This is a genomic window from Roseateles hydrophilus, from assembly GCF_026712245.1.
Lineage (GTDB): Bacteria > Pseudomonadota > Gammaproteobacteria > Burkholderiales > Burkholderiaceae_C > Pelomonas > Pelomonas hydrophilus.
This window is the reverse complement of record NZ_JAPPUY010000004.1, coordinates 205,915-228,195: the sequence shown is the minus strand read 5'-3', so window position 1 is coordinate 228,195 and position 22,281 is coordinate 205,915. Positions and strand designations below refer to the sequence as shown.

The 22,281-nt window shown below is 69.3% G+C and carries 21 protein-coding genes; 14 read left to right on the top strand and 7 right to left on the bottom strand.

The window, feature by feature from the left end; genetic code table 11:
* Positions 1 to 71 precede the first annotated feature (71 nt).
* Together glgC and glgA are read left to right on the top strand one after the other, a co-directional pair.
* Entirely contained in the window at positions 72 to 1,331 is a 1,260-nt protein-coding gene (gene glgC / locus NYO99_RS16045; protein ID WP_268168256.1) for a glucose-1-phosphate adenylyltransferase, read from the top strand.
* Position 1,332: 1 nt separating this feature from the next.
* Positions 1,333 to 2,790, top strand: a complete 1,458-nt coding sequence (glgA, locus tag NYO99_RS16040; RefSeq protein WP_268168255.1) for a glycogen synthase GlgA — start codon at positions 1,333 to 1,335, stop codon at positions 2,788 to 2,790.
* Here glgA and NYO99_RS16035 read toward each other — a convergent pair.
* Complete coding sequence (locus NYO99_RS16035; protein WP_268168254.1) at positions 2,779 to 3,663, bottom strand: DMT family transporter; 885 nt, start codon at positions 3,661 to 3,663, stop codon at positions 2,779 to 2,781. The two genes, glgA and NYO99_RS16035, sit on opposite strands and share 12 nt — an antisense overlap.
* A gap of 10 nt (positions 3,664 to 3,673) precedes the next feature.
* Positions 3,674 to 4,495, bottom strand: a complete 822-nt coding sequence (ppsR, locus tag NYO99_RS16030) for a posphoenolpyruvate synthetase regulatory kinase/phosphorylase PpsR (RefSeq protein WP_268168253.1) — start codon at positions 4,493 to 4,495, stop codon at positions 3,674 to 3,676.
* A 284-nt stretch (positions 4,496 to 4,779) separates the two neighbouring features.
* Here ppsR and ppsA point away from each other — a divergent pair, with 284 nt between their 5' ends.
* From ppsA to dnaB, 7 genes are all read left to right on the top strand, one after another.
* Positions 4,780 to 7,176 carry a phosphoenolpyruvate synthase gene (gene ppsA / locus NYO99_RS16025; protein WP_268168252.1) on the top strand — a complete coding sequence of 799 codons (2,397 nt, stop codon included), beginning with the start codon at positions 4,780 to 4,782 and terminating at the stop codon, positions 7,174 to 7,176.
* Positions 7,177 to 7,252: 76 nt separating this feature from the next.
* Positions 7,253 to 9,313 (top strand): VC_2705 family sodium/solute symporter, encoded by a 2,061-nt coding sequence (locus NYO99_RS16020; protein ID WP_268168251.1) that lies wholly within the window; start codon positions 7,253 to 7,255, stop codon positions 9,311 to 9,313.
* Between the two features lie 145 nt (positions 9,314 to 9,458).
* Positions 9,459 to 9,821 carry a 30S ribosomal protein S6 gene (gene rpsF, locus NYO99_RS16015; protein ID WP_268168250.1) on the top strand — a complete coding sequence of 121 codons (363 nt, stop codon included), beginning with the start codon at positions 9,459 to 9,461 and terminating at the stop codon, positions 9,819 to 9,821.
* A gap of 51 nt (positions 9,822 to 9,872) precedes the next feature.
* Entirely contained in the window at positions 9,873 to 10,184 is a 312-nt protein-coding gene (gene priB, locus NYO99_RS16010; protein WP_268168249.1) for a primosomal replication protein N, read from the top strand.
* A 27-nt stretch (positions 10,185 to 10,211) separates the two neighbouring features.
* The gene (gene rpsR / locus NYO99_RS16005; RefSeq protein ID WP_268168247.1) at positions 10,212 to 10,502 is read left to right on the top strand and encodes a 30S ribosomal protein S18; all 291 of its coding nucleotides are present in this window, start codon (positions 10,212 to 10,214) and stop codon (positions 10,500 to 10,502) included.
* Positions 10,503 to 10,514: 12 nt separating this feature from the next.
* A complete protein-coding gene (gene rplI, locus NYO99_RS16000; RefSeq protein ID WP_268168246.1) occupies positions 10,515 to 10,967 on the top strand; it encodes a 50S ribosomal protein L9 in 453 nt (150 codons plus the stop codon).
* A gap of 151 nt (positions 10,968 to 11,118) precedes the next feature.
* Complete coding sequence (dnaB, locus tag NYO99_RS15995; RefSeq protein ID WP_268168245.1) at positions 11,119 to 12,543, top strand: replicative DNA helicase; 1,425 nt, start codon at positions 11,119 to 11,121, stop codon at positions 12,541 to 12,543.
* 14 nt (positions 12,544 to 12,557) lie between these two features.
* On the opposite strand, the gene NYO99_RS15990 is transcribed toward dnaB, so the two are convergent.
* From NYO99_RS15990 to NYO99_RS15980, 3 genes are all read right to left on the bottom strand, one after another.
* Positions 12,558 to 13,358: a substrate-binding periplasmic protein gene (locus NYO99_RS15990; protein ID WP_268168244.1), complete on the bottom strand. Its 801-nt coding sequence runs from the start codon at positions 13,356 to 13,358 to the stop codon at positions 12,558 to 12,560.
* Between the two features lie 109 nt (positions 13,359 to 13,467).
* Positions 13,468 to 13,806 carry a thioredoxin family protein gene (locus NYO99_RS15985; RefSeq protein WP_268168243.1) on the bottom strand — a complete coding sequence of 113 codons (339 nt, stop codon included), beginning with the start codon at positions 13,804 to 13,806 and terminating at the stop codon, positions 13,468 to 13,470.
* Positions 13,807 to 13,837: 31 nt separating this feature from the next.
* The gene (locus NYO99_RS15980; protein WP_268168242.1) at positions 13,838 to 14,944 is read right to left on the bottom strand and encodes an MBL fold metallo-hydrolase; all 1,107 of its coding nucleotides are present in this window, start codon (positions 14,942 to 14,944) and stop codon (positions 13,838 to 13,840) included.
* A gap of 338 nt (positions 14,945 to 15,282) precedes the next feature.
* On the opposite strand from NYO99_RS15980, the gene NYO99_RS15975 reads away from it, so the two are divergent.
* Positions 15,283 to 15,729: a low molecular weight phosphatase family protein gene (locus NYO99_RS15975; protein WP_268168241.1), complete on the top strand. Its 447-nt coding sequence runs from the start codon at positions 15,283 to 15,285 to the stop codon at positions 15,727 to 15,729.
* A 15-nt stretch (positions 15,730 to 15,744) separates the two neighbouring features.
* Here the strand turns inward: NYO99_RS15975 and NYO99_RS15970 are convergent, their stop codons facing one another.
* Positions 15,745 to 17,193 (bottom strand): sensor histidine kinase, encoded by a 1,449-nt coding sequence (locus NYO99_RS15970; protein WP_268168240.1) that lies wholly within the window; start codon positions 17,191 to 17,193, stop codon positions 15,745 to 15,747.
* Positions 17,186 to 17,869 carry a response regulator transcription factor gene (locus NYO99_RS15965; protein WP_268168239.1) on the bottom strand — a complete coding sequence of 228 codons (684 nt, stop codon included), beginning with the start codon at positions 17,867 to 17,869 and terminating at the stop codon, positions 17,186 to 17,188. The genes NYO99_RS15970 and NYO99_RS15965 overlap by 8 nt, the downstream gene beginning before the upstream one ends.
* Before the next feature lie 127 nt (positions 17,870 to 17,996).
* Here NYO99_RS15965 and NYO99_RS15960 point away from each other — a divergent pair, with 127 nt between their 5' ends.
* The 4 genes from NYO99_RS15960 (at position 17,997) to NYO99_RS15945 (ending at position 22,179) form a co-directional block, all read left to right on the top strand.
* On the top strand, positions 17,997 to 19,016 hold the full coding sequence (locus NYO99_RS15960; RefSeq protein WP_268168238.1) for a porin: 1,020 nt from the start codon (positions 17,997 to 17,999) through the stop codon (positions 19,014 to 19,016).
* Between the two features lie 24 nt (positions 19,017 to 19,040).
* On the top strand, positions 19,041 to 20,003 hold the full coding sequence (locus NYO99_RS15955; RefSeq protein WP_268168237.1) for a tripartite tricarboxylate transporter substrate binding protein: 963 nt from the start codon (positions 19,041 to 19,043) through the stop codon (positions 20,001 to 20,003).
* A 159-nt stretch (positions 20,004 to 20,162) separates the two neighbouring features.
* On the top strand, positions 20,163 to 20,675 hold the full coding sequence (locus NYO99_RS15950) for a tripartite tricarboxylate transporter TctB family protein (RefSeq protein WP_268168236.1): 513 nt from the start codon (positions 20,163 to 20,165) through the stop codon (positions 20,673 to 20,675).
* Between the two features lie 16 nt (positions 20,676 to 20,691).
* Positions 20,692 to 22,179, top strand: a complete 1,488-nt coding sequence (locus NYO99_RS15945) for a tripartite tricarboxylate transporter permease (RefSeq protein WP_268168621.1) — start codon at positions 20,692 to 20,694, stop codon at positions 22,177 to 22,179.
* Positions 22,180 to 22,281: the final 102 nt, after the last annotated feature.

Here is a 22,281-nt window from a genome sequence, read left to right as displayed (position 1 = left end):
AAGCCCCGAGAAAGACCGGCACACTGGAGGCGGCAAACTGCCATCGTTTGCAGTCTCGTGGAGATCGGTTCATGGCCCCCGTCGCATCGCCCCACCAGCTCGCCCGCCGCGCCATCGCCCTCGTGCTGGCCGGCGGCCGTGGCTCCCGCCTCAAGCAGCTCACCGACTCGCGGGCCAAGCCTGCGGTCTACTTCGGCGGCAAGTTCCGCATCATCGACTTCGCGCTGAGCAACTGCGTGAACTCGGGCATCCGCCGCATCGGCGTGGTGACGCAATACAAGAGCCACTCGCTGCTGCGTCACATCCAGCGCGGCTGGAGCTTTCTGCGTGCTGAGCTGAACGAGACGGTGGACCTGATGCCCGCGCAGCAGCGCGTGGACGAAGAGAGCTGGTACCGCGGGACCGCCGACGCGGTCTACCAGAACCTGGACATCATCCAGAGCACCGAGGCCGACTACATCGTCGTGCTGGCCGGCGACCACATCTACAAGATGGACTACTCGTCCATGCTGGTGGACCACGTGGCCACGGGCGCTGGCTGCACGGTTGGCTGCATTGAGGTGCCCAAGGGCGAGGCGAGCGCCTTCGGCGTGATGGCCGTGGACGGCGAGCGCCGCATCACAGCCTTCCAGGAGAAGCCCGCCGACCCGCCCACCATGCCTGGCCGCAGCGACACCTGCCTGGCCAGCATGGGCATCTACATCTTCAGCGCCGACTACCTCTACCGCCTGCTGGCTGAGGACCTGGCCGACGCCAGCTCCAGCCACGACTTCGGCAAGGACGTCATCCCCAAGGTCGTCGGCGAGGGCCGCGCCGTGGCTCACCCGTTCGGCATGAGCTGCATCCACAACCCCAACGGCGCCGCGCCCTACTGGCGCGACGTGGGCACGCTGGACGCGTTCTGGGCCGCCAACCTGGACCTGGCCTCCATCAACCCCGAGCTGGACATCTACGACACCGACTGGCCCATCTGGACCTACCAGCGCCAGCTGCCGCCGGCCAAGTTCATCCCCGACCACAACGGCATGCACGGCATGACGGTCAACACCATGGTCAGCGGCGGCTGCATCGTGTCGGGCTCGCACGTCGTGCAGTCGGTGCTGTTCAGCAACGTGCGCATCCGCTCCTTCTGCAACATCCACCAGAGCGTGCTGCTGCCGGGCGTCAGCGTGGGGCGCAACTGCCGGCTCACCAAGGTCATCGTCGACCGCGGCTGCGAGATTCCCGACGGCCTGGTCGTCGGTGAGGATGCCGCGCTGGATGCGGCCCGCTTCGAGCGCACGGACAACGGAGTCGTGCTGATCACCAAGCAGATGCTCAAGAAGCTCTGACATGCGGGTGCTGCAAGTCAGCGCGGAGCTGTTCCCGCTGCTGAAGACTGGCGGCTTGGCCGACGTGGCCGGCGCCTTGCCCGCCGCGCTGGCCGCGGCCGGTGCCGAGCCACGGCTGCTGGTGCCGGGCTTCCCGGCGCTGCGCGCAGCGCTGGTGCAGGCATGCGCCGTTGCGCCTGTCGCGCTGCCGTGGAGCGAGGGGCGTGCGGCGTTGCTGCGCGGGCGGCTGCCCGGCTTCGAGCAGCCTGTCTACCTGCTGGACGCGCCGGGCCTGTTCGACCGCCCCGGCAACCCCTATGCCGATGAGCACGGCACGGCCTATGCCGACAACCATCGCCGCTTCGCGCTGCTGGGCCTGGCCGCCGCGCGGCTGGCGGAAGGGCTGGATGCGCAGTGGCGGCCCGACATCGTGCATGCGCATGACTGGCATGCCGGCCTGGCCTGCGCCCATGTCGCCGCCAGCCGCGCGCGCCAGCGCAGCACGGCCAAGACCGTCTTCACGGTGCACAACCTGGCCTACCAGGGCCTGTTCCCGGCCAGCCAGTTCGGCGAGCTGGGCCTGCCGGCCGAGCACTATGCGGTTGAAGGGCTGGAGTTCTACGGCCAGGTCAGCTTCATCAAGGCCGGCCTGCACTTCGCCGACGCGATCACCACCGTCAGCCCGACCTATGCCCGCGAGATCCAGACGCCCGAGCAGGGCTGCGGCCTGGACGGGCTGCTGCGCCATCGGTCGGCCGCCTTGCACGGCATCCTGAACGGCGTGGACTACCGCATCTGGTCACCGGCCGCCGATGCGGCCATCGCCGCGCCCTACAGCGCCGACGACATCGCGGGCAAGGCCGCCTGCAAGGCCGCGCTGCAGCGCGAGTGCGGCTTGGCCGTGTCGGCCGAGGCGCCGCTGTTAGGCGTCGTCAGCCGCCTGACCGAGCAGAAAGGCCTGCCGCTGGTGCTGCAGGCGCTGGACGAGCTGGTGGCGGCCGGCGGCCAGCTCGTCATCCTCGGCGCCGGCGACGCGCGGCTGGAAGCCGAGTTCGCCACCGCTGCGGCCCGTCACCCCGGCCGCGTCGCCCTGCGCAGCGGCATGGACGAGGGCCTGGCCCACCGCATCTACGCCGGCATCGACGTGGTGCTGGTGCCCAGCCGCTTCGAGCCCTGCGGCCTGACCCAGCTTTACGGTCTGAGCTACGGCGCGCTGCCGCTGGTGCACCGCGTTGGCGGCCTGGCCGACACAGTCGTCGACTGCACGCTGGAAGACCTGGACGCCGGCAGCGCGACGGGTTTTGTCTTCGACGCCTACGCGCTGGATGCCTACCGCCGCGCGCTGCGGCGGGCGTTCGTGCTGTGGCAGCGCCCCGCGTGCTGGGCGCGTGTGCGCGCGGTAGCGATGCAGCAGCGCCTGGGCTGGGACACGGCCGCCGCGCGCTACGTGGACCTTTACGCCGACCTGCTACACGGCTAGCGCCACGACGCCAAGCGCGATCAGGCCCGCGCCGGCCAGGCGCCAGCCGCGCTCGGCCTCGCCCAGCAACTGCCCGCCCAGCAGCGCCGCGATCAGCATGGACACCTCGCGCGCCGGGGCCACGCGCGACAGCGGGGCCTCCTTCACGGCCAGAAGCACCAGCACATAGGCTGCCGGCCCCAGCGCCGACACGGCCAGGATGCCGCGCCACGACTGCCGTACCTCGGCCCAGAACGTGTGCCGCTGGCGCAGCGACACGGGCGCCTGCATCACCATGCGCAGCAGGTTGCCCACCCAATCCAGCAGCAGCGGCGACACCGCCAGCAGCTTGACCGCATAGGCATCGATGACCGTGTAGCCCGCGATCAGCGCGCCGGTGGCCGCGCCCCACCACAGGCCCAGCCGGCGGCGGCGCTCCGCGTCGGCGTCATGCGTCAGGCCGCGCCCGATCAGGCGTGGCCCCAGCGTGATGAGCAGGATGCCGCCCACCACGCCGGCCAGGCCCAGCGCGCCGTGCACGCCCAGGTGCTCGCCCAGCAGCAGCACGGCCGCCAGCGCAGACAACAGCGGCCCGCTGCCGCGCGCCACCGGGTAGACCACCGTCAGGTCGCTCGCCCGGTAGCCGGCCACCAGGCAGTTGAAGTACAGCAGGTGCACGACGGCGCTGGCCAGGGCCAAGCCCCACACCAGCGGCGTCCAGCGCGGCACCTCGTCCATGCCCAGCCACACGGCGGCCGGCAGCCACAGCAGCACGACGCCGATGGCGCAGCTCATGACGAAATGCGGACCGCCGCCCCACTTCTTGGCGGCCAGGTTCCACAGCGCGTGGAGCAGGGCGGCGGTGAGGACGAGCGCGAGCGCCGAAGCGGGCATCAGGCCGGCATCAGTAGATCAGCCGGTCGGGTCGGATGTCGCGCAGGATGGTCGTCGCGATCTCCTCGATGCTCTTGTGCGTCGACGACAGCCACGAGATGCCCTCGCGCTTCATCATGGCCTCGGCCTCGTTGACCTCGTAGCGGCAGTTCAGCGCGTCGGCGTACTTGCTGCCGGGGCGGCGCTCGTTGCGGATGCCGGACAGCCGCTCGGGGTCGATGGTCAGGCCGAAGCACTTGCGGCGGTGCGGCACCAGTGCCGGCGGCAGCTTGCGGCGCTCGAAGTCCTCCGGAATCAGCGGGTAGTTGGCCGCCTTGATGCCGTGCTGCATCGCAAGATACAGCGACGTCGGCGTCTTGCCCGAGCGCGACACGCCGACGAGGATGACGTCGGCCACGTCCAGGTTCTTGGCCGACTGGCCGTCGTCGTGCGCCAGCGAGAAGTTGATGGCCTCGATGCGGTCGTGGTACTCCTGGCTCTGCGCCACGTCCGAGAAGCGGCCCACACGGTGGTTGCTCTTGATGCCGAACTCGTCTTCCAGCGGCTCGATGAAGGTGCCGAACATGTCCATCACGCGGCCCTGGCAGTGCTCGCGCACGATCTTCAGCACGTCGCGGTCCACCAGCGTGGCGAACACGATGGGGCGCTCGCCCTCGCGCACGGCCAGCTCGTTGATCTCGGCCACCACGGCATGCGCTTTGTCAGCCGTGTCGATGAAGGGCCGGCGCACATGGCGCGGCTTGATGGAGAACTGCGCCAGGATGGAGTTGCCGAAGGTTTCGGCGGTGATGCCGGTGCCGTCAGAGACGAAATAGACAGTTCTGGCGGTCATGGCGAAGCGCTCGGAAGTCGATGTTCCGGCCATGATAGCCAGCGCCCCCGGGGCGAGGGGGGTGTTTCCCAACAGCGGACCTTTCGCACGTCCGGCGCAGGTTACGCGCGGGTACGAACCGCCTAGAATCAGCCGCAATTCCTCGCGATCAGCCCCATGCGCGCCGCCATCCTCCAAGAAGAATCCAGAAATGGATGGAGCCGCGCCTGCCTTGAGCCCCTGAGCTCGGCACCGGGCCCGGACGACGCGACGACACCGGTTTTTCAACCTCCCGGAGTTTTTTCATGTCCACCCTGTTCGAGGCGACCGCCCTGGTCGTACCGTTTGAGAACCTGAGGATGACCGATGTCGAGGCAGTTGGCGGCAAGAACGCCAGCCTCGGCGAAATGATCTCGCAGCTCGCCGCCAGCGGCGTGCGCGTTCCCGGGGGCTTCGCGACGACCGCGCATGCCTTCCGGCAGTTCCTCAAGCACGAGGGCCTGGACGCGCGCATCGCGGCGCGGCTGAGCTCGCTCAACACCGACGACGTCCGTGCGCTGGCCCAGGCCGGTGCCGAGATCCGCGGCTGGATCGAGAACCAGCCCTTCCCGGCAGACCTGGAAGCCGGCGTGCGAGCCGCCTATGCGCAGCTGACCGCTGACAACCCGGACGCGACCTTCGCCGTGCGCTCCTCCGCCACGGCCGAGGATCTGCCCGACGCGTCCTTTGCCGGCCAGCAGGAAACCTTCCTGAACGTGCACGGCATCGACGAGGTGCTGCACAAGATGCGCGAGGTGTTCGCCTCGCTCTACAACGATCGCGCCATCAGCTACCGCGTGCACAAGGGCTTCGCTCACGGTGACGTGGCGCTGTCCGCTGGTGTGCAGCGCATGGTGCGCTCCGACCTGGGCTCCGCCGGCGTGATGTTCACCATCGACACCGAAAGCGGCTTCCAGGACGTTGTCTTCATCACCTCCAGCTACGGCCTCGGCGAGACGGTGGTGCAGGGCGCCGTAAACCCGGACGAGTTCTATGTCCACAAGCCCGCGCTGAAGAACGGCAAGCTGGCCATCATCCGCCGCAACCTGGGCTCCAAGCTGCTGCGCATGGAGTTCTCGACGCCGGAGGAAAAGGCGGCCAGCGGCAAGCTGGTGAAGACGGTGGACACGGCCGTCGAGGCGCGCAACCGCTACTCGCTGAACGACGCCGAGGTCACCGAGCTGGCCCAGTACGCGCTGATCATCGAGCAGCATTACGGGCGCGCGATGGACATCGAGTGGGGCCGTGACGGCATCGACGGCAAGCTCTACATCCTGCAGGCCCGCCCCGAGACGGTGAAGAGCCAGGCGGCCGGCCAGGTGGAGCTGGCCTACAAGCTCAAGGCCCACAGCGCCGTGCTGGCCGAGGGACGCGCCATCGGCCAGAAGATCGGCACCGGCCCGGTCCGCCTGGTCGACAACGTCGCCGACATGGAGCGCGTGCAGCCCGGCGATGTGCTCGTCACCGACATGACCGACCCCAACTGGGAGCCGGTCATGAAGCGCGCCAGCGCCATCGTCACCAACCGCGGCGGCCGCACCTGCCACGCGGCCATCATTGCGCGTGAGCTGGGCATCCCGGCCGTCGTCGGCTGCGGCGACGCGACGGACAAGCTCAAGGACGGCCAACTGGTCACCGTGGCCTGCTCCGAGGGCGACACCGGCTACATCTACGACGGCCTGCTGGAGACCGAGGTCAGCGAGGTGCACCGCGGCGAGCTGCCGTACTGCCCCATCAAGATCATGATGAACGTCGGCAACCCGCAGCTGGCCTTCAACTTCGCGCAGATGCCGTCCGGCGGCGTGGGCCTGGCCCGCCTCGAGTTCATCATCAACAACAACATCGGCGTCCACCCCAAGGCCATCCTGGACTATCCGAACATCGACGCCGACCTGAAGAAGGCCGTCGAGTCCGTGGCCCGCGGCCATGCGTCGCCGCGTGCGTTCTATGTGGACAAGCTGGCCGAAGGCGTGGCGACCATCGCCGCCGCGTTCTTCCCGCGCCCGGTCATCGTGCGCCTGTCGGACTTCAAGTCCAACGAGTACCGCAAGCTCATCGGCGGCAGCCGCTACGAGCCGGACGAAGAGAACCCGATGCTGGGCTTCCGTGGCGCGTCGCGCTACATCAGCGGCGAGTTCCAGGACGCGTTCGCGATGGAGTGCGAAGCGCTCAAGCGCGTGCGCAAGGACATGGGCCTGACCAACGTCGAGATCATGGTGCCCTTCGTGCGCACCGTGAAGCAGGCGGAGAAGGTCGTCAACATGCTGGCCGAGCGGGGCTTGAAGCGCGGCGTGGACGGCCTGCGCGTCATCATGATGTGCGAGGTGCCGAGCAACGCCATCCTGGCCGAGCAGTTCCTGGAGCACTTCGATGGCATGTCCATCGGTTCCAACGACCTGACGCAGCTGACGCTGGGCCTGGATCGCGACTCCGGCCTGGAGCAGCTGGCCGGCGACTTCGACGAGCGTGACCCGGCCGTCAAGGCCATGATCTCGCGCGCCATCCGTGCCTGCCGTGCCACCGGCAAGTACATCGGCATCTGCGGCCAAGGCCCCAGCGACCACCCGGACTTCGCCGACTGGCTGGCCGAGGAAGGCATCGTGTCCATCTCGCTGAACCCCGATACGGTGATCGACACCTGGCAGCGCCTGGCCGCCAAGTAAAGCTTCACCGCTGACGACCCGAGGCCCGGGTTCTCCGTAAGGGGAACCCGGGCTTTTTGTTGCCATCATCGCGGCCGTGCTCGCCAACCGCCTCCACCGCCGCTACGCCGTCTTCGCGCTGAGCTTCATCGCACTCGTCGTCGCGCTGGGCGTGGCCGAGCAGCGCGGCATGCCCAAGGCATGGATCGGCTACACCTTCCTGGGCGCGACGGTGGCGGTCTATGCCGTCATCGGCATCCTGGGCCGCACCACGGATCCGGCGGAGTACTTCGTCGCCGGCCGGCGCGTGCCGCCGCTCTACAACGGCATGGCCGCCGCGGCCGACTGGATGAGCGCGGCCAGCTTCATCGGCCTCGTGGGCACGCTGTACGCCAGCGGCTACTCGGGGCTGGCCTATGTGCTGGGCTGGACGGGCGGCTTCGTGCTGGTGGCGCTGTGCATCGCGCCCTATTTGCGCCGCTTCGGTCAGTTCACGCTGGGCGACTTCCTCGGCGAGCGTTTCGACAGCCGTGCGCTGAGGCTGCTGGGCGCCGCCGCCGCCATCCTGGTGTCCTTCGTCTACCTCGTCGCGCAGATCTACGGCGTGGGGTTGATCACGACGCGGCTCACCGGCCTGGCCTTCGAGGTGGGTGTGTTCGTGGGCCTGGGCGGCGTGCTGGTGTGCTCCTTCCTGGGCGGCATGCGTGCCGTCACCTGGACGCAGGTGGCGCAGTACCTGATCATGATCCTGGCCTACCTGGTGCCGGTCATCTGGCTCAGCGTCAAGCAGACCGGCTGGCCGCTGCCGCAGCTGGTGTACGGCCAGCAGCTGCACCAGCTGGCCGAGCGCGAGCGCGAACTCATCCACGACCCCGCCGAGCTGCAGGTGCGGGCGCTGCACCAGCAGCGCGCCGACGCCGCGGCCGCCCGGCTGCAGGATGTGCCTGCCGCGCTGGCCAAGGCGCAGGCCGAGGCCGCTGCACGCGTTGCTGCGCTGAAGGCGGAGGGCGCGCCGCTGGCCGCCATCCAGGCGGCGGAGAAGCAGCGCGCCGCGATGCCGCGCACGCCGGCCGAAGCAGAGGAGCAATGGCGCCGCGAGCAGGCCAGCGAGACCCAGCGTGCGCGTCCGCTGTCCGGGCTGGTGCCGCATTCCCAGCCATTCCCCGAGGCCTCGCCCCGCGGCAATGCGGAGGATGCCGCGCCGGGCAGTGATTCGCGTCGCAATTTCATCGCGTTGGCGCTGTGCCTGATGGTGGGCACGGCCGGCCTGCCCCACCTGCTGACGCGCTACTACACGACGACCTCGGTGGCGACGGCGCGTGAGTCGGTGGCCTGGTCGCTGGTGTTCATCTGCCTGCTCTACCTGACGGCGCCAGCATTGGCCGTCATGGTCAAAACCGAGGTGTTCAACGGCCTGGTGGGCACGGCGTTCGACCAGTTGCCGGCCTGGATACGCCAGTGGCAGCGCGTCGATCCCGCGCTGCTCTCGGCGGTGGATCTCAATGGCGACGGCCGCCTGCAGCTGGGCGAGCTGCGGCTGCATCCCGACCTTGTCATGCTGGTGCTGCCGGAACTGGGGGGCCTGCCCTATGTGATCTCGGGCATGGTGGCGGCCGGCGGGCTCGCCGCGGCGTTGTCGACCGCCGACGGGCTGCTGCTGGCCATCTCCAGCGCGCTCTCGCACGACATCTACTTCAAGTCCATCAACCCCGATGCCTCACGCACGCGGCGCGTCACGCTGTCCAAGGCGCTGCTGCTGGCTGCTGCGCTGACGGCGGCGGCCGTGGCTTCCAGCCGGCCGGCGGACATCCTGGCCGTCGTGACGGCGGCGTTCTCCATCGCCGGCTCGACCTTCTTCCCGGCGCTGGTGGCTGGCGTGTTCTGGCGGCGCGCCAATCGAGTCGGCGCGCTGGCTGGCATGCTGAGCGGGCTGGCCGTGTGCCTGGCCTACCTGGCCATGGCCCACCCCGACCTGCGGTCGCTGTTCGGCCTGGCAGGGCCGGCGTCCTTGCTGTGGGGCATTCCGCCGGCGGCGGCGGCCGTGTTCGGCGTGCCGGCCGGGGCATTGGTGCTGGTGCTGGCCAGCCTGATGACGGCGCCCCCCGGGCCCCGCGAGCGGGAGATCGTTGAGACCCTGCGCACGCCGCCACCGCGCTGATGCGGCGCCGGTTTGGGATTTTTCAGGTTGCGGGCTAGAATCACGGGCTTCGCCTTGCCGCACCACGAGTAGACGCCGTGGCGCGGCTTCCTCAGGCCGGCCGTCACTTCCGACCATGCCGGGCTGGAATCCACAAGGAGTACTCATGCGTCACTATGAAATCGTTCTGCTGATCCATCCGGATCAAAGCGAACAGGTTCCGGCCATGCTGGAGCGTTACAAGGGCCTGATCACCGCCGGCGGCGGTGTCGTGCACCGTGTCGAGGACTGGGGCCGCCGTCAGCTGGCCTACCAGATCCAGAAGCTCGCCAAGGCCCACTACCTGTGCCTGAACATCGAAGCCAGCAAGGAAGTCCTCGTTGAGCTCGAGACCGGCTTCCGCTTCAACGACGCCGTGCTGCGCCACCTGACCGTGGTGCAGGACAAGGCCATCACGACCCCCTCGGTCATGATGAAGGCCGTCGAGCGCGAAGAAGCCCGCAAGGCGCCGCAGCAAGAAGCGGCCTGAGCTGACGCTCATCGCTGAAGAACCAGGTTTTTCGAACAGCGTGCCGACAGCGTGAATCAACTTCACCTGCAGGCACAGATCCAGCAACTCGGACAAGTTCGCTACACACCCGCCGGGCTGATGGCCCTGGACGCCGCCCTCAAGGCCGAGTCCGAAGTCATCGAAGCCGGCAAGCCGCGCAAGGTCTCCCTGGAGATCAAGGCGGTCGCGGTGGGCGAGGTGGCCAAGCAGTTGCAGGCGCTGGGAATCGGTGGCCACGCGATCTTTCGCGGCTTCCTGACCCACCAGCGCAACGGCCGGGGCTTTGTCGCCCACGTCACCGTGATCGAACCCGCTGAGTCGCAGAACCCGGACATTGATTGATCCGGATAGATTTAACAGAGGTCCAACATGCCCCCTCTTCGTGGCAAAGGTCGCTTCTCCAAGGACAAGAAGCCCAAGCGCAACCAACAGTCGCTGCTGTTCCGCCGCAAGCGTTTCTGCCGTTTCACCGTCGCTGGCGTCGAGAAGATCGACTACAAGGACGTCGACACGCTGCGCGACTTCATCGCCGAAAACGGCAAGATCACGCCCGCTCGCCTGACCGGCACGCGCGCTTTCTTCCAGCGTCAGCTGACGGTGTCCATCAAGCGCGCGCGCTTCCTGGCCCTGCTGCCGTACAGCGACCAGCACAAGGTCTAAGGAGCTGACGACATGCAAGTGATCCTGCTCGAAAAAGTCGCCAACCTCGGCAACCTCGGCGATGTCGTCAAGGTCAAGGACGGCTACGCCCGCAACTTCCTGATCCCGACCAAGGCCGCCCGTCGCGCCACCGAAGCCGCGATCAAGGAATTCGAAGCCAAGCGCGCCGAACTGGAAAAGATCGCCGCCGCCAAGCTGGCCGAAGCCCAGAAGCTGGGTGAAGCCATCGCCGGCAAGACCGTCCGCATCGCCCAGAAGGCCGGCGTGGACGGCCGTCTGTTCGGCTCGGTGACCAACGCCGACGTCGCTGACGCACTGACCAAGGCCGGCACCGCCGTCGCCAAGGCTCAGGTGCGCCTGCCGAACGGCCCGCTGAAGACCGTGGGCGAGTTCCCGGTCAGCATCGCCGCTCACACGGACGTGGTCGTCGAGATCACCGTTCACGTGGTTGCCGAAGCGGAATAAACGCTTCCCCTGATGCGCGGTGACAGCTTGTCGCCGCAACATCCAACGAAGGCCGATACCCTGAGGGTTTCGGCCTTCTGTCTTTCAGGGCCGAGTTGTCCCGCTCCGCCCACCGCTTGCTCCCAGGCCGTCCACAGCTTTATCCACAGGCATGTCTGCGATCTTCCCTGCTTCCCCTTCCACTGCGCCGCAAGACGATGAGGTTGCGCGGCTGCGCGTGCCGCCGCATTCGGTGGAGGCCGAGCAGAGCGTGCTCGGCGGCCTGCTGATCGACAACTCCGCCTGGGACAAGGCGGCCGACCTGCTGACCGAGAGCGACTTCTACCGCTTCGAGCACAAGCAGGTGTTCGCGGCCATCGGCAAGCTCGTCAACGCGGGCAAGCCGGCCGACGTGGTGACTGTCTTCGACGAGCTGACGTCGCTGGGCCGCGCCGAGGAATGCGGTGGCCTGGCCTACCTGAATGCGCTGGCGCAGAGCGTGCCGAGCGCCGCCAACCTGCGCCGCTACGCCGAGATCGTTCGCGAGCGCGCCATCCTGCGCAAGCTGGTGGCGACGTCCGACGAGATCGCCACCGCCGCGATGAACCCGCAGGGCAAGGCCGTCAACCAGATCCTGGACGAGGCCGAGGGCAAGATCTTCAAGATTGGCGAGGAAGGCTCGCGCAGCCAGCAGGGCTTCCAGAGCATGGACCGGCTGGTCATCGCGCTGATCGACCGCGTCAACGAGCTGGCCGAGGCCGGGCACCAGGACGTGACCGGCGTGCGCACCGGCTTCTACGACCTGGACAAGCAGACCGCGGGCCTGCAGCCGGGCGACCTCATCGTGCTGGCCGCGCGCCCGTCCATGGGCAAGACGGCATTCGCCGTCAACATCGCCGAGAACGTGGCCATCAACGAGGGGCTGCCGGTTGTCATCTACTCGATGGAAATGGGCGCCGCGCAGCTGGCGCTGCGGATGGTGGGCTCCATCGGCCGCATCGACCAGAGCCACCTGCGCACCGGCCAGCTCAAGGACGACGAATGGAGCCGGCTGTCCGAGGCCGTCGACAAGCTCGGCAAGGCCGCGATCTACATCGATGAGAGCCCGGGCCTGTCGCCCAGTGAGGTGCGCGCCCGCGCACGCCGGCAGGCGCGCATCAGCGGCCAGCTGGGGCTGATCGTCATCGACTACCTGCAGCTGATGACCGGCAACGGCGGCGGCAGCGAGGAGAACCGCGCGACGGTGCTGGGCGAGATCTCGCGGGGCCTGAAGGCGCTGGCCAAGGAGCTGCGCTGCCCCGTCATCGCGCTGTCGCAGCTGAACCGCTCGGTGGAGCAGCGGCCTGACAAGCGGCCCATGATGTCCGACCTGCGAGAGTCCGGCGCCATCGAGCAGGACGCGGACATCATCATGTTCATCTACCGTGATGAGTACTACACGAAGGATGAGTGCAAGGAGCCTGGGGTGGCCGAGATCATCATTGCGAAACAGCGTAATGGTCCGGTGGGCACGGTGAAGCTGGCCTTCCAGCGCATGCACACCAAGTTCGAGAACCTCGCGCCAGGCTACGTGGGCGTGGAGCGCGACGAGTACTAGCCCGGCGCTGTCGCTCAGGGCAGGGGGCGGATGCTCTGGCTCAGGCTGCCCGGCGGATGGTGCTCGTTGAAGAGTTGCCAGACCCGCCCGTTGCGGGCGGCTTGGCCGAAGGCCGTGCGCAGCGTGTCGCGCTCCGCCTTGCTGAGGCTGCTGTTGGACAGGTACAGCCCGCTCGCGTTCCAGCCCAGCTCATCCAGGGGCGAGCTCTGCAGCTGCTTGAGCAGCGGCTGCAGTTCGGGCTCCACCATCAGCGTGCCGACGAGGATGCTGGCCGTCATGACGGTGCCTTGGGCCAGGCCGCGTTGCAGCGCGCGGGCCACGCCGACGGTGTCGGCCTCCTCGACGAGGCGCTGGCGCTGGCGCAGTGTTGCGATGGCGCTGTCATAGGCCGCGCCGAAGGAAAAGCCACGAACGACGACCAGCTTGTAGTCGGGCTTCGCCAGCAACTGCGCCAGCGAGCGCGGTGGTGCGGGGTCGCTCCCCAGCGTCAGCAGGCTGGCCCGCACCTGGATCAGCGGCACGAACTCCGCCTTGGCGTCGCGTGCCGGCGTGGCCGATGCTGGCACCAGCAGGTGGGCCTGCCCCGCATCGAACAGCTTTTGCTGGCGCGCGCGTGGCACGCGCTGCACCTCCAGCTGGCAACCGGTGTCGGCGGCCACTTCGCGCAGCAGCGTCGGGTAGATGCCGGTCGCCTGGTTGCCGTCAAAGCTGACGCTCACGCCGATGGGCGCGAGTGGCACCTGCAGTGGGCGCGGGCAGCTGGCCTGCGCGCCCAGCGCGGCGAGTGCAGCCAGGCTGGCAACAACGGTGCGCATGCGGGCGTTCACGCGGGCGGTCTCCTGTGACGGACGGCCTGATTCTGGCGCGTCGCGATGCGCAACGGCATCCGGGGTGCTACGGTCGTCTGCACCCGGCTGAAGCTGTTCAGCTGCGGACTCGCAGCCGCTGTGCCAGCGTGGCGTAGGCGGGCTCGACGCGGGCCGGCGCGGCGTCGGCCAGATGGGCGCGCAGCACGCGCTTGAGCGTCTCGGGTTGCGGCGTCAGCGGGCCGGCGAAGCGCACCTGCCCGTCGTCGGCGATCAGCAGCGTGGGAAAGGTCTCGATGTCCAGCTCGCCGATCAGCTCGGCCTCGTCCTCGATGTCGATCCAGTGCACCCGCAGTCCGTCTTGGGGCAGCTCGGCGCAGGCGGTTTCGAAGACTTCGCGGTAGGACTCGCAGGTGCGGCACCAGGCGGCACACAGGCAGGCGACATGCAGGCTCATGGGGCGGATGCTGCCACGACTGCGCGCTGCATCACTTCAGCCCCGTCCACCAGCGCCGGTTCTCGCGCGGCACGCCCACGGTCAGCACCTCGCCGATCTCGGGCGTGGCCAGCGTGATGCCGCGGGCCGACGTGAGATCGGCGATGCGGTCCAGCGGGTCGCGCCACGTGTGGAAGGCCAGGTCGAAGGTGCTGTTGTGCACCGAGTACAGCACCCGGCCGCGCAGGTCCTGGCAGGCCTGCACGCTCTGCTCGGGCGTCATGTGCACGGCGGGCCAGTAGCTGTCGTAGGCGCCGTTCTCCATCAGCGCGAGGTCGAATCCGCCGAAGCGTTCGCCGATGGCCTTGAAGCCGTCGAAGTAGCCGGTGTCGCCGCTGTAGAACAGGCGCTGCCCGCCGGTCTCCAGCGCCCAGGAGGCCCACAGCGTGCGGTTGCGGTCGGCCAGCGTGCGGCCCGAGAAGTGCTGGGCCGGCGTGGCGGTCAGCGTCACGCCGGCATGCGTGGCGGCCTGCCACCAGTCGAACTCCTGCACGCGCTCGGCCGGCACACCCATGTCCACCAGCCGCGCCTTCACGCCCAGCGGCACGAAGTAGCGCTCGGCCTTTGTGGCGAGGTGCTCGATGGTGGGCACGTCCAGGTGGTCGTAGTGGTCGTGCGACAGGATGATGCCGGCGATGGGCGGCAGCTCGCGCAGCGCCAGCGGCGGCGCATGGAAGCGCTTGGGGCCGGCAAAGCTGAAGGGCGACACGCGCTCGCCGAACACCGGGTCGATGAGCCAGTAGCGGCCCTGCAGCTTCAGCAGGTGCGAGGAATGGCCCAGCCGCACGACATGGTTGGCCTGCGGGTCCAGCGCGTCCAGCTGCGCGCGCGTGACGGGGCGCACGGGGATGGCGTCCACCGGTACCGTGCCGACCTTGCTTCCGAAGATGAAGCGCGACCAGATCTGCCAGCCGCTGGCGCTGGGCGGTGTGGCCGGGTTGGGCGGGTTGGTGAACTGGCAGTTGCGGAACTGCGGCGAGGCGGCGTAGGGCGAATCGCAGTCGCGGCTGCTGGCGCAGCCGCTCATCAGCGCCATGCACGCCAGCAGGGCGAGCAGGGCCAGCAAGGACAGCGCGGCGCGGGCTTGGCGGGAAGGCAATGGCAGGCAAGCAGGCATGCGCGGCACTGTGCCGCAGCGGCCGCGGCCGTGCTGGCGCGCGGGTTCTTGCGAGCCTGGCGCTATGGCTGCCATCAACAAACGCAACTGGCCACCGCGCCGCCGCCTGCGAATACTGCAGGCCAGGCGTCGCGCCGTGGCCCCTCGGCCCCGGGCGCGGCGGCCGCACAAGACCACGGCGCTCGCGCGCAGGAGACACGCATGCTCACCTCACTGATGGACGCCTGCCGCTGCAGCATGGCGGTGCTCGGCGCCAGCCGCTGGCCGCTGGAGGCCGCGCTGGCCCACGGCCTGCGGCTGCCTGCCGACGGCAGCGTGTGATGCGCGCCGCTCAGGCCGCAGCCGGGCCTGGGGCCGTGGCGCCTGGGGCGTTGCTGCAGGGTGAGGCGATGCAGCGCCTGTGGACGCGGCTGCTTGCGCTGCTGGCACACCTGGCGCAGGTTTGCCGTGACCCGGAGGGCGAGCGGCTGTTGCGCGGCGTGGGCGTGCGGCGCACGCAGGTGCTGATCGCGGGCCTGGACGGCGAGTACGGCAAGTCCCGCGAGCTGGCGGCGCGCTGCGGCTGCGAGCCCAGCGGGCCCGCGGTGCAGGCGCTGGCCGCGCAGCTGACGCGGCGTGACGACCTGGCGCAGAGCTTCCTGGAGCTGGGCCATTGCTACGAGCAGCTGCTGCACCTGTGGGCGCCACCCGCCGGCACGCACCGCCACAACTGGCTGGACAGCCGCGCCCGTGTGCACCTGGCGCGGGCGGCTGCGCTGCGGGGGTGAGGGCGAGCGTGCGCTTCAGCCGTGTGCGTCGTGCGGGCTCGCCGGGCCACTGAGCGGCAACTCCACGCAGGCGTCCAGCCCGGCGATGCGCCCCTCCAGCAGCCGGTTGCGCAGCGTGATCTGACCGCCCAGCGACTGCACCAGCGCCTGGCAGATGGCCAGGCCCAGGCCCGAGCCGTTGCCGCCTTCGCCCGTGGCAAAGGGCAGGAACAGGCGTTGCTGTTGCGCGTCCGTCAGGCCCGGGCCGCCGTCGGCGATCAGCAGCCGGGCGTGGCGGCCTTCGGTGTTCAGCGTGATGGCCAGCCGGCCGCCGGGCGGTGTGTGCTGGATGGCGTTGTGCAGCAGGTTGCGCGTCAGCTCGCGCAGCGCCCACTCATGGCTGGTGATGGGGGCGGGTTCGGTGTGGATGTCGAAATCCAGCCCCTGCTTGGCGATCAGCGGCGCCAGGTCCAGCGCCATCGCGCGCACGATGTCGGCCCAGTCCAGCACCGGCATGTCGTCGCGCTGCTGGCGCATCTGCTCGGCACGGGCCAGCGCCAGCATCTGCGTGGCCAGCTGCGTGGCGCGGGCCACCGTGGTGTCGATCTCGGCGAGCGCCTGCTGCGGCTCCACATCGCCCTGGCGGGCGGACTGCACCTGCACCTTCAGCACCGCCAGCGGCGTGCGCAACTGGTGCGACGCATCGCGCACAAAGCGCTTCTGGTGCTCCAGCAGCCGCGCCTGGCGGGCCAGCGCGTCGTTGGTGGCGACGATGAGCGGCGCGAGCTCGGCCGGCATGTCGGGCGCCTGCAGCGGGCTGAGGTCGTCGGCGTCGCGCTCGCGCAGCGCGGCGCTGAGCGCACGCACCGGCCGCGTTGCGCGCTGCACCACGGCCCACACGACGATGGCGATGACGCCCAGCAGCGCCGCCTGCCGCCACAGCGTGTGCAGCAGCACCTGGCGCGCGAGGCTGCGGCGCAGCGCCAGTGTCTCGGCCACCTGGATGGTGGCCAGGCCCATGCCGGTCTGGCCCGACACCGGCTGCAGCAGCACCGCCATGCGCACCGGTTCGCCGCGGTAGTGGTCGTCATAGAAGTCCACCAGCGCCGGGTAGGCGCCCTGGTCGGGCAGCTTGCCCTGCCACGCGGGCAGGTCTTCGTAGCCCGACACCATCTCGCCCTTGAAGCCCAGCACGCGGAAGTACAGCCGGCTGCGGCTGTCGGTCTCGAAGGCCTCCAGCGCTGCGTAGGGCACGGCGGCCACCAGCCGCGCCTGCTCGCCGCTGCCGTCCACGCCCAGCAGCTCGCCGATGGCCTTGGCCGAGGCCAGCAGCGTGCGGTCGTAGGCGGTGTCCACGGCGCGGAGCGTGTCGCGGTACAGGCTCACCGTGTTGATGGCCACGATGAGGCCCACCGGCAGCAGGATGCCCCACAGCAACCGGGCCCGCATGGACAGGCCGGCCAGGCGCTGGCCGAGCTCAGTCATCGGCTTGCAGGAGGTAGCCCAGCCCACGCAGCGTGACGAGCTTGGCCCCGGTGGCGGCCAGCCGCTTGCGCAGCCGGTACGCGACCACCTCGATGGCATCGGGCTGCGCGTCGGCCGCGTCGGCAAACACCAGCTCGAACAGGCGGTCCTTGGCCACGGCCTGGCCCGGCCGCACCAGCAGCGCGCGCAGCAGCGCCGCCTCGCGCGGCGGCAGGTCCAGCGGCTGGCCGTGGTGGTAGACGGCGCCGCTGTCGGCGTCCGCGCGCAGCCCGCAGAAGCTCGGCGCCTCGGCCGCGCGGAAGCCCTCGCTGGCCTGGCCCTGGCGCCGCACCAGCGCACGGATGCGGGCCTCCAATTCGTCCAGGTCGAAGGGTTTGGGCAGGTAGTCGTCGGCGCCGGTGTTCAGGCCCAGGATCTTGTCGCCCAGCGTGCCGCGCGCCGTGATGATGATGACGGGCGTCGTCAGCCCCTCGGCGCGCGCCTGGGCCAGCACGTCCAGGCCGTCCTGCCCGGGCATGGACAGGTCGAGCAGCACCACATCGGGCACGGCCGCATGCCAGCGGCCCAAGGCCTTGGCGCCGTCGTCGCAGATGACGACCTTGAAGCCGCGCCGCTCGAAGGAGCGCTGCAGCGTGGTCTGCATCGCGGCGTTGTCTTCAATGACCAGCAACTTCATGGGCGACACGCTAGCACCCGCGCGCATGGGGCCAGGGCCTGAGGTTTACCCCGACGCGTTGGACAGCCGATTGACAGCCTCGCTTTCAACCATGGCGGCTCCCATAAGTCATACACAGGAGACAACCATGAACTTCCAAGCGAAGGCGCTCGTCGCCGCCCTGCTGGCGGGCACCGCCACGCTGGCCTCGGCCCAGTCCTCCAGCGTCACCATCTTCGGCGTGCTCGATGTCGGCGTGCAGCGCCTGACCAACGGCAACAAGACGCTGAACCTGGAGAGCATCGACGGCCTGCAGACCAGCCGCATCGGCTTCCGCGGCCGCGAGGATCTGGGTGGCGGGCTGAGCGCCAGCTTCCACCTCGAAGGCGCCATCGGCCCCGACGTCGGCTCGGGCGGTGACTGGCGCCGCCGCGCGACGGTCAGCGTGGCGAGCAAGGACGCCGGCGAACTGCGCCTGGGCCGCGACTACACGCCGACCTTCTGGAACATTAGCAAGTTCAACGCCTTCGGCACCAACGGTGTGGGCGCGGCCAGCAACCTGGTCTACGGCTTCGACGGCGCGTCCAGCACGGCCAAGACCGTGATCCGCTCCGACAACTCGGTGGGTTACTTCCTGCCCGACAACCTGGGCGGCGTCTACGGCCAGGCCATGGTGGCGGCGGGCGAGGGCAGCACGGGCCGCTACGTCGGCGCGCGCCTGGGCTGGGCCGGCAACGGGCTGGACGTGGCGCTGGGCGTGTCCGAGACCACCAACACCGCCGCCGGTGCCAAGTTCAAGGTCGTCAACCTGGGCGGCAGCTACACGGTCGGCGCGCTCAAGCTGCTGGGCCTGGTGCACAACAGCAAGCAGACGACGCGCGAGCAGAAGAACCTCGTCATCGGCGCGCACTACGCGCTGGGCAGCGGCATCGTCCGCGCCAGCTTCGTCAATGCGCAGTCGCGCAACAGCGCCAATGGCGAGGACTACACGGGCAAGCTGTTCGCGCTGGGCTATGTGCACAACCTCTCCAAGCGCACATCGCTCTACTCGACGATCTCGCAGGTCAACAATAGCAAGACGGGCCGCTTCCTGATCCCCGGTGGGTCGGCGATCGCCCTGGGTGACGATTCGCGCGGCATCGAGGCCGGCATCTACCACTCGTTCTGAGCTGACAAGACCAAGGAGACAAGCATGCGTCGCGACACCTTCCTCAAGTCCCTGGCGGCGCTGGCTGCCACCGGCGCGCTGCCACTGGGCGCCAGCGCGGCCGGCGTGCCGATGAAGATGATGATCCCCGCCAACCCCGGCGGCGGCTGGGACACCACGGGCCGTGCACTCGGCAAGGCGCTGCAGGATGCGGGCGTGGCCTCGTCCGTGCAGTTCGAGAACAAGGGCGGTGCGGCCGGCGCGCTGGGTCTGGCCCAGTTCGTCAACGCCAGCAAGGGCGACCCGAATGCGCTGCTGGTCATGGGTGCCGTCATGCTGGGCGGCATCATCACGGGCAAGCCGCCGGTGAGCCTGACGCAGGCCACGCCCATTGCGCGCCTGATCAGCGAGTACAACGTGTTCGTCGTCCACGCAGCCTCGCCGCTGAAGACGATGAAGGACGTCATCGAGCAGTTGAAGAAGGACCCCGGCAGCGTCAAGTGGGGCGGCGGCTCGCGCGGCGCCACCGAGCATGTGGCGGCCGCCATGATTGCGCGCGATGTCGGTGTGGACGCCGCCAAGATCAACTACGTGCCCTTCCGTGGCGGTGGCGAGGCGACGGCGGCCATCCTGGGCGGCAATGTCACCATCGGCGGCAGCGGCTTCAGCGAGTTCCAGCCCTATCTGGAAAGCGGCAAGATGCGCGCGCTGGCGGTCACCTCGCCCGAACGGCTGAAGGGTGTGAACGCGCCGACGCTGAAGGAGCTGGGCATCAATGTCGAGATCGGCAACTGGCGCGGCGTGTATGCGCCGCCGGGCATCACGCCCGAGCAGCGCAAGGCGCTGACGGCCCTGGTCGTGGCCGCCACCAAGAGCAAGAGCTGGGCGGAGTCCGTCGACAAGAACGGCTGGACGCCGGCTCTGCTGGCCGGCGCCGAGTTCGATGCCTTCGTCGACCGTGAGTTCGCGACGCTGCGCGCCATCATGGTCAAGAGTGGAATGATCTGAAGCCCCTCGCCCAGTCTTGCGTCGGCTGGACGCCGGCAAGCCTGGTCGGTCCCCCGAGGGGACGGCAATGCTTGGCGGATCGACCGCCAAGCACATCGCCAGACGGGCCGGCTTGGGGCGGCCCGGCGCTCGGCCCAATACAAACACGGAGGCGGCTCCATGAGCAGCGTGAATCCTTCCACCACCAGCCAGGCGCTGGTGGGTGCCGGCGTTTTCGTCGTCGGCGCCGTCATGGCGTTCGGCGCCACCTTCATCCCGTCGGATGCCGGCTACGCGGGTGTTGGCCCCAACGCGCTGCCGTGGCTGGTGTCCGTCGTGCTGATGCTGTGCGGCGGCTGGCTGGTGTGGGAGGCGCGCACGGGCGGCTACCGTGAGATGGAGGCGCCGTCCGGCGCCGAGCGTGGCGACTGGCGCGCCGTGGCCTGGGTGGTGGGCGGTGTCGTCGCCAACGCCAGCCTCATCACGACGATCGGCTTCATCCTCGCCTGCGGCCTGTGCTTTGCGCTCGCCGTGCGCGGTCTGCGCATGGCGGAGGGCAAGCCGGGTGGCGGGGCGAAGCGCAGCGGCATCGACCTGTTGACCGGCGTGGCCATCGCGGCGCCGGTGTTCTGGATGTTCAGCAAGCTGCTGGCCATCAACCTGCCGGGCCTGACGGCCAGCGGCTGGCTGTGAGGAGCGGCCGATCATGATGGATCTGTGGAACCAGCTGATGGGCGGCTTCGCCGCCGCCGGCACGCCCGTCAACCTGCTGTGGGCCTTCCTCGGCTGCGTCATCGGCACCGGCATCGGCGTGCTACCGGGCCTGGGCCCGGCGGTGACAGTGGCCATGTTGCTGCCCATCACGTCGCAGGTCGAGCCGACCGCGTCGATGATCTTCTTCGCCGGCATCTACTACGGCGCGATGTACGGCGGCTCCACCACGTCCATCCTGCTCAACACGCCGGGCGAAACCGGCACGATGGTGACAGCGCTGGAGGGCTTCAAGATGGCCAAGAGCGGCCGCGCCGGCGCGGCGCTGGCCACGGCGGCCATCGGCTCCTTCGTCGCCGGTACGGTGGCGACGGTGCTCGTCACGCTGTTCGCGCCGGTCGTGGCGGACTTCGCCGTCACGCTGGGCCCGCCGGAGTACTTCCTGCTGATGCTGCTGGCGTTCACGACCGTCAGCGCCGTGCTGGGCAAGAGCACGCTGCGCGGCATGACGGCGCTGTTCATCGGCCTGGCGCTGGGCCTCATCGGGCTGGACCAGATCACGGGTCAGGTGCGCTACACGGGCGGCGTGCCCGAGTTCATGGATGGCATCGAGACCGTGCTGGTGGCCGTGGGCCTGTTCGCCGTCGGCGAGACGCTCTACATGGCGCTGTACGAGGGCCGCAGCAAGTCCGAGGTCAACAAGCTCAGCAGCGTGCACATGACGAAGACGGAGTGGAAGCGCTCCATCCCGGCCTGGCTGCGCGGCACGGTCATCGGCTTCCCCTTCGGCACCATCCCGGCCGGCGGCTCGGAGATCCCGACCTTCCTCAGCTACGCCACCGAGCGCAAGCTCAGCGACCACAAGCATGAGTTCGGCACCACCGGCGCCATCGAAGGCGTGGCCGGCCCCGAGGCGGCCAACAACGCGGCCGTGACGGCCACGTTGGTGCCGCTGCTCACGCTGGGCATCCCGACCTCGGTGACGGCCGCCATCCTGCTGAGCGCGCTGCAGAACTATGGCATCCAGGCCGGCCCGCAGCTGTTCACGACGTCGTCGGCGCTGGTGTGGGCGCTGATCGCGTCGCTGTACATCGGCAACGTGATGCTGCTGGTGCTGAACCTGCCGCTGGTGGGCTTGTGGGTGAAGCTGTTGAAGATCCCCAAGCCGCAGCTGTATGCGGGCATCCTGATCTTCGCGACGGTGGGCGTGTATGGCATGCGCCAGAGCGCGTTCGACCTGTTTCTGATGCTGGGCCTGGGGCTGGTGGGTGTGGTCATGCGGCGCTTCGACTTCCCGACGGCGCCGGTCGTCGTCGGCATGATCCTCGGGCCCCTGGCCGAAGCCCAGGGGCGCAACGCGCTGTCCATCGGCAGCGGCAGCTGGAGCGTGTTCATCGAGCGGCCGCTGTCGCAGGGGCTGCTGGTGCTGCTGGTGGCCGTGCTGGTGCTGCCGCGGGTGTGGACGCGGGTGCGGCGCCAGGCCTGAGTGCTGCGCGGCTGCCGCGGCGCCTGAGCCGCGGCCTGCAGGCCCTGCCGCAGCTTGACGTCCGTCGCCACCGCCGCGAACATGAAAGCGCTTTCATATTCG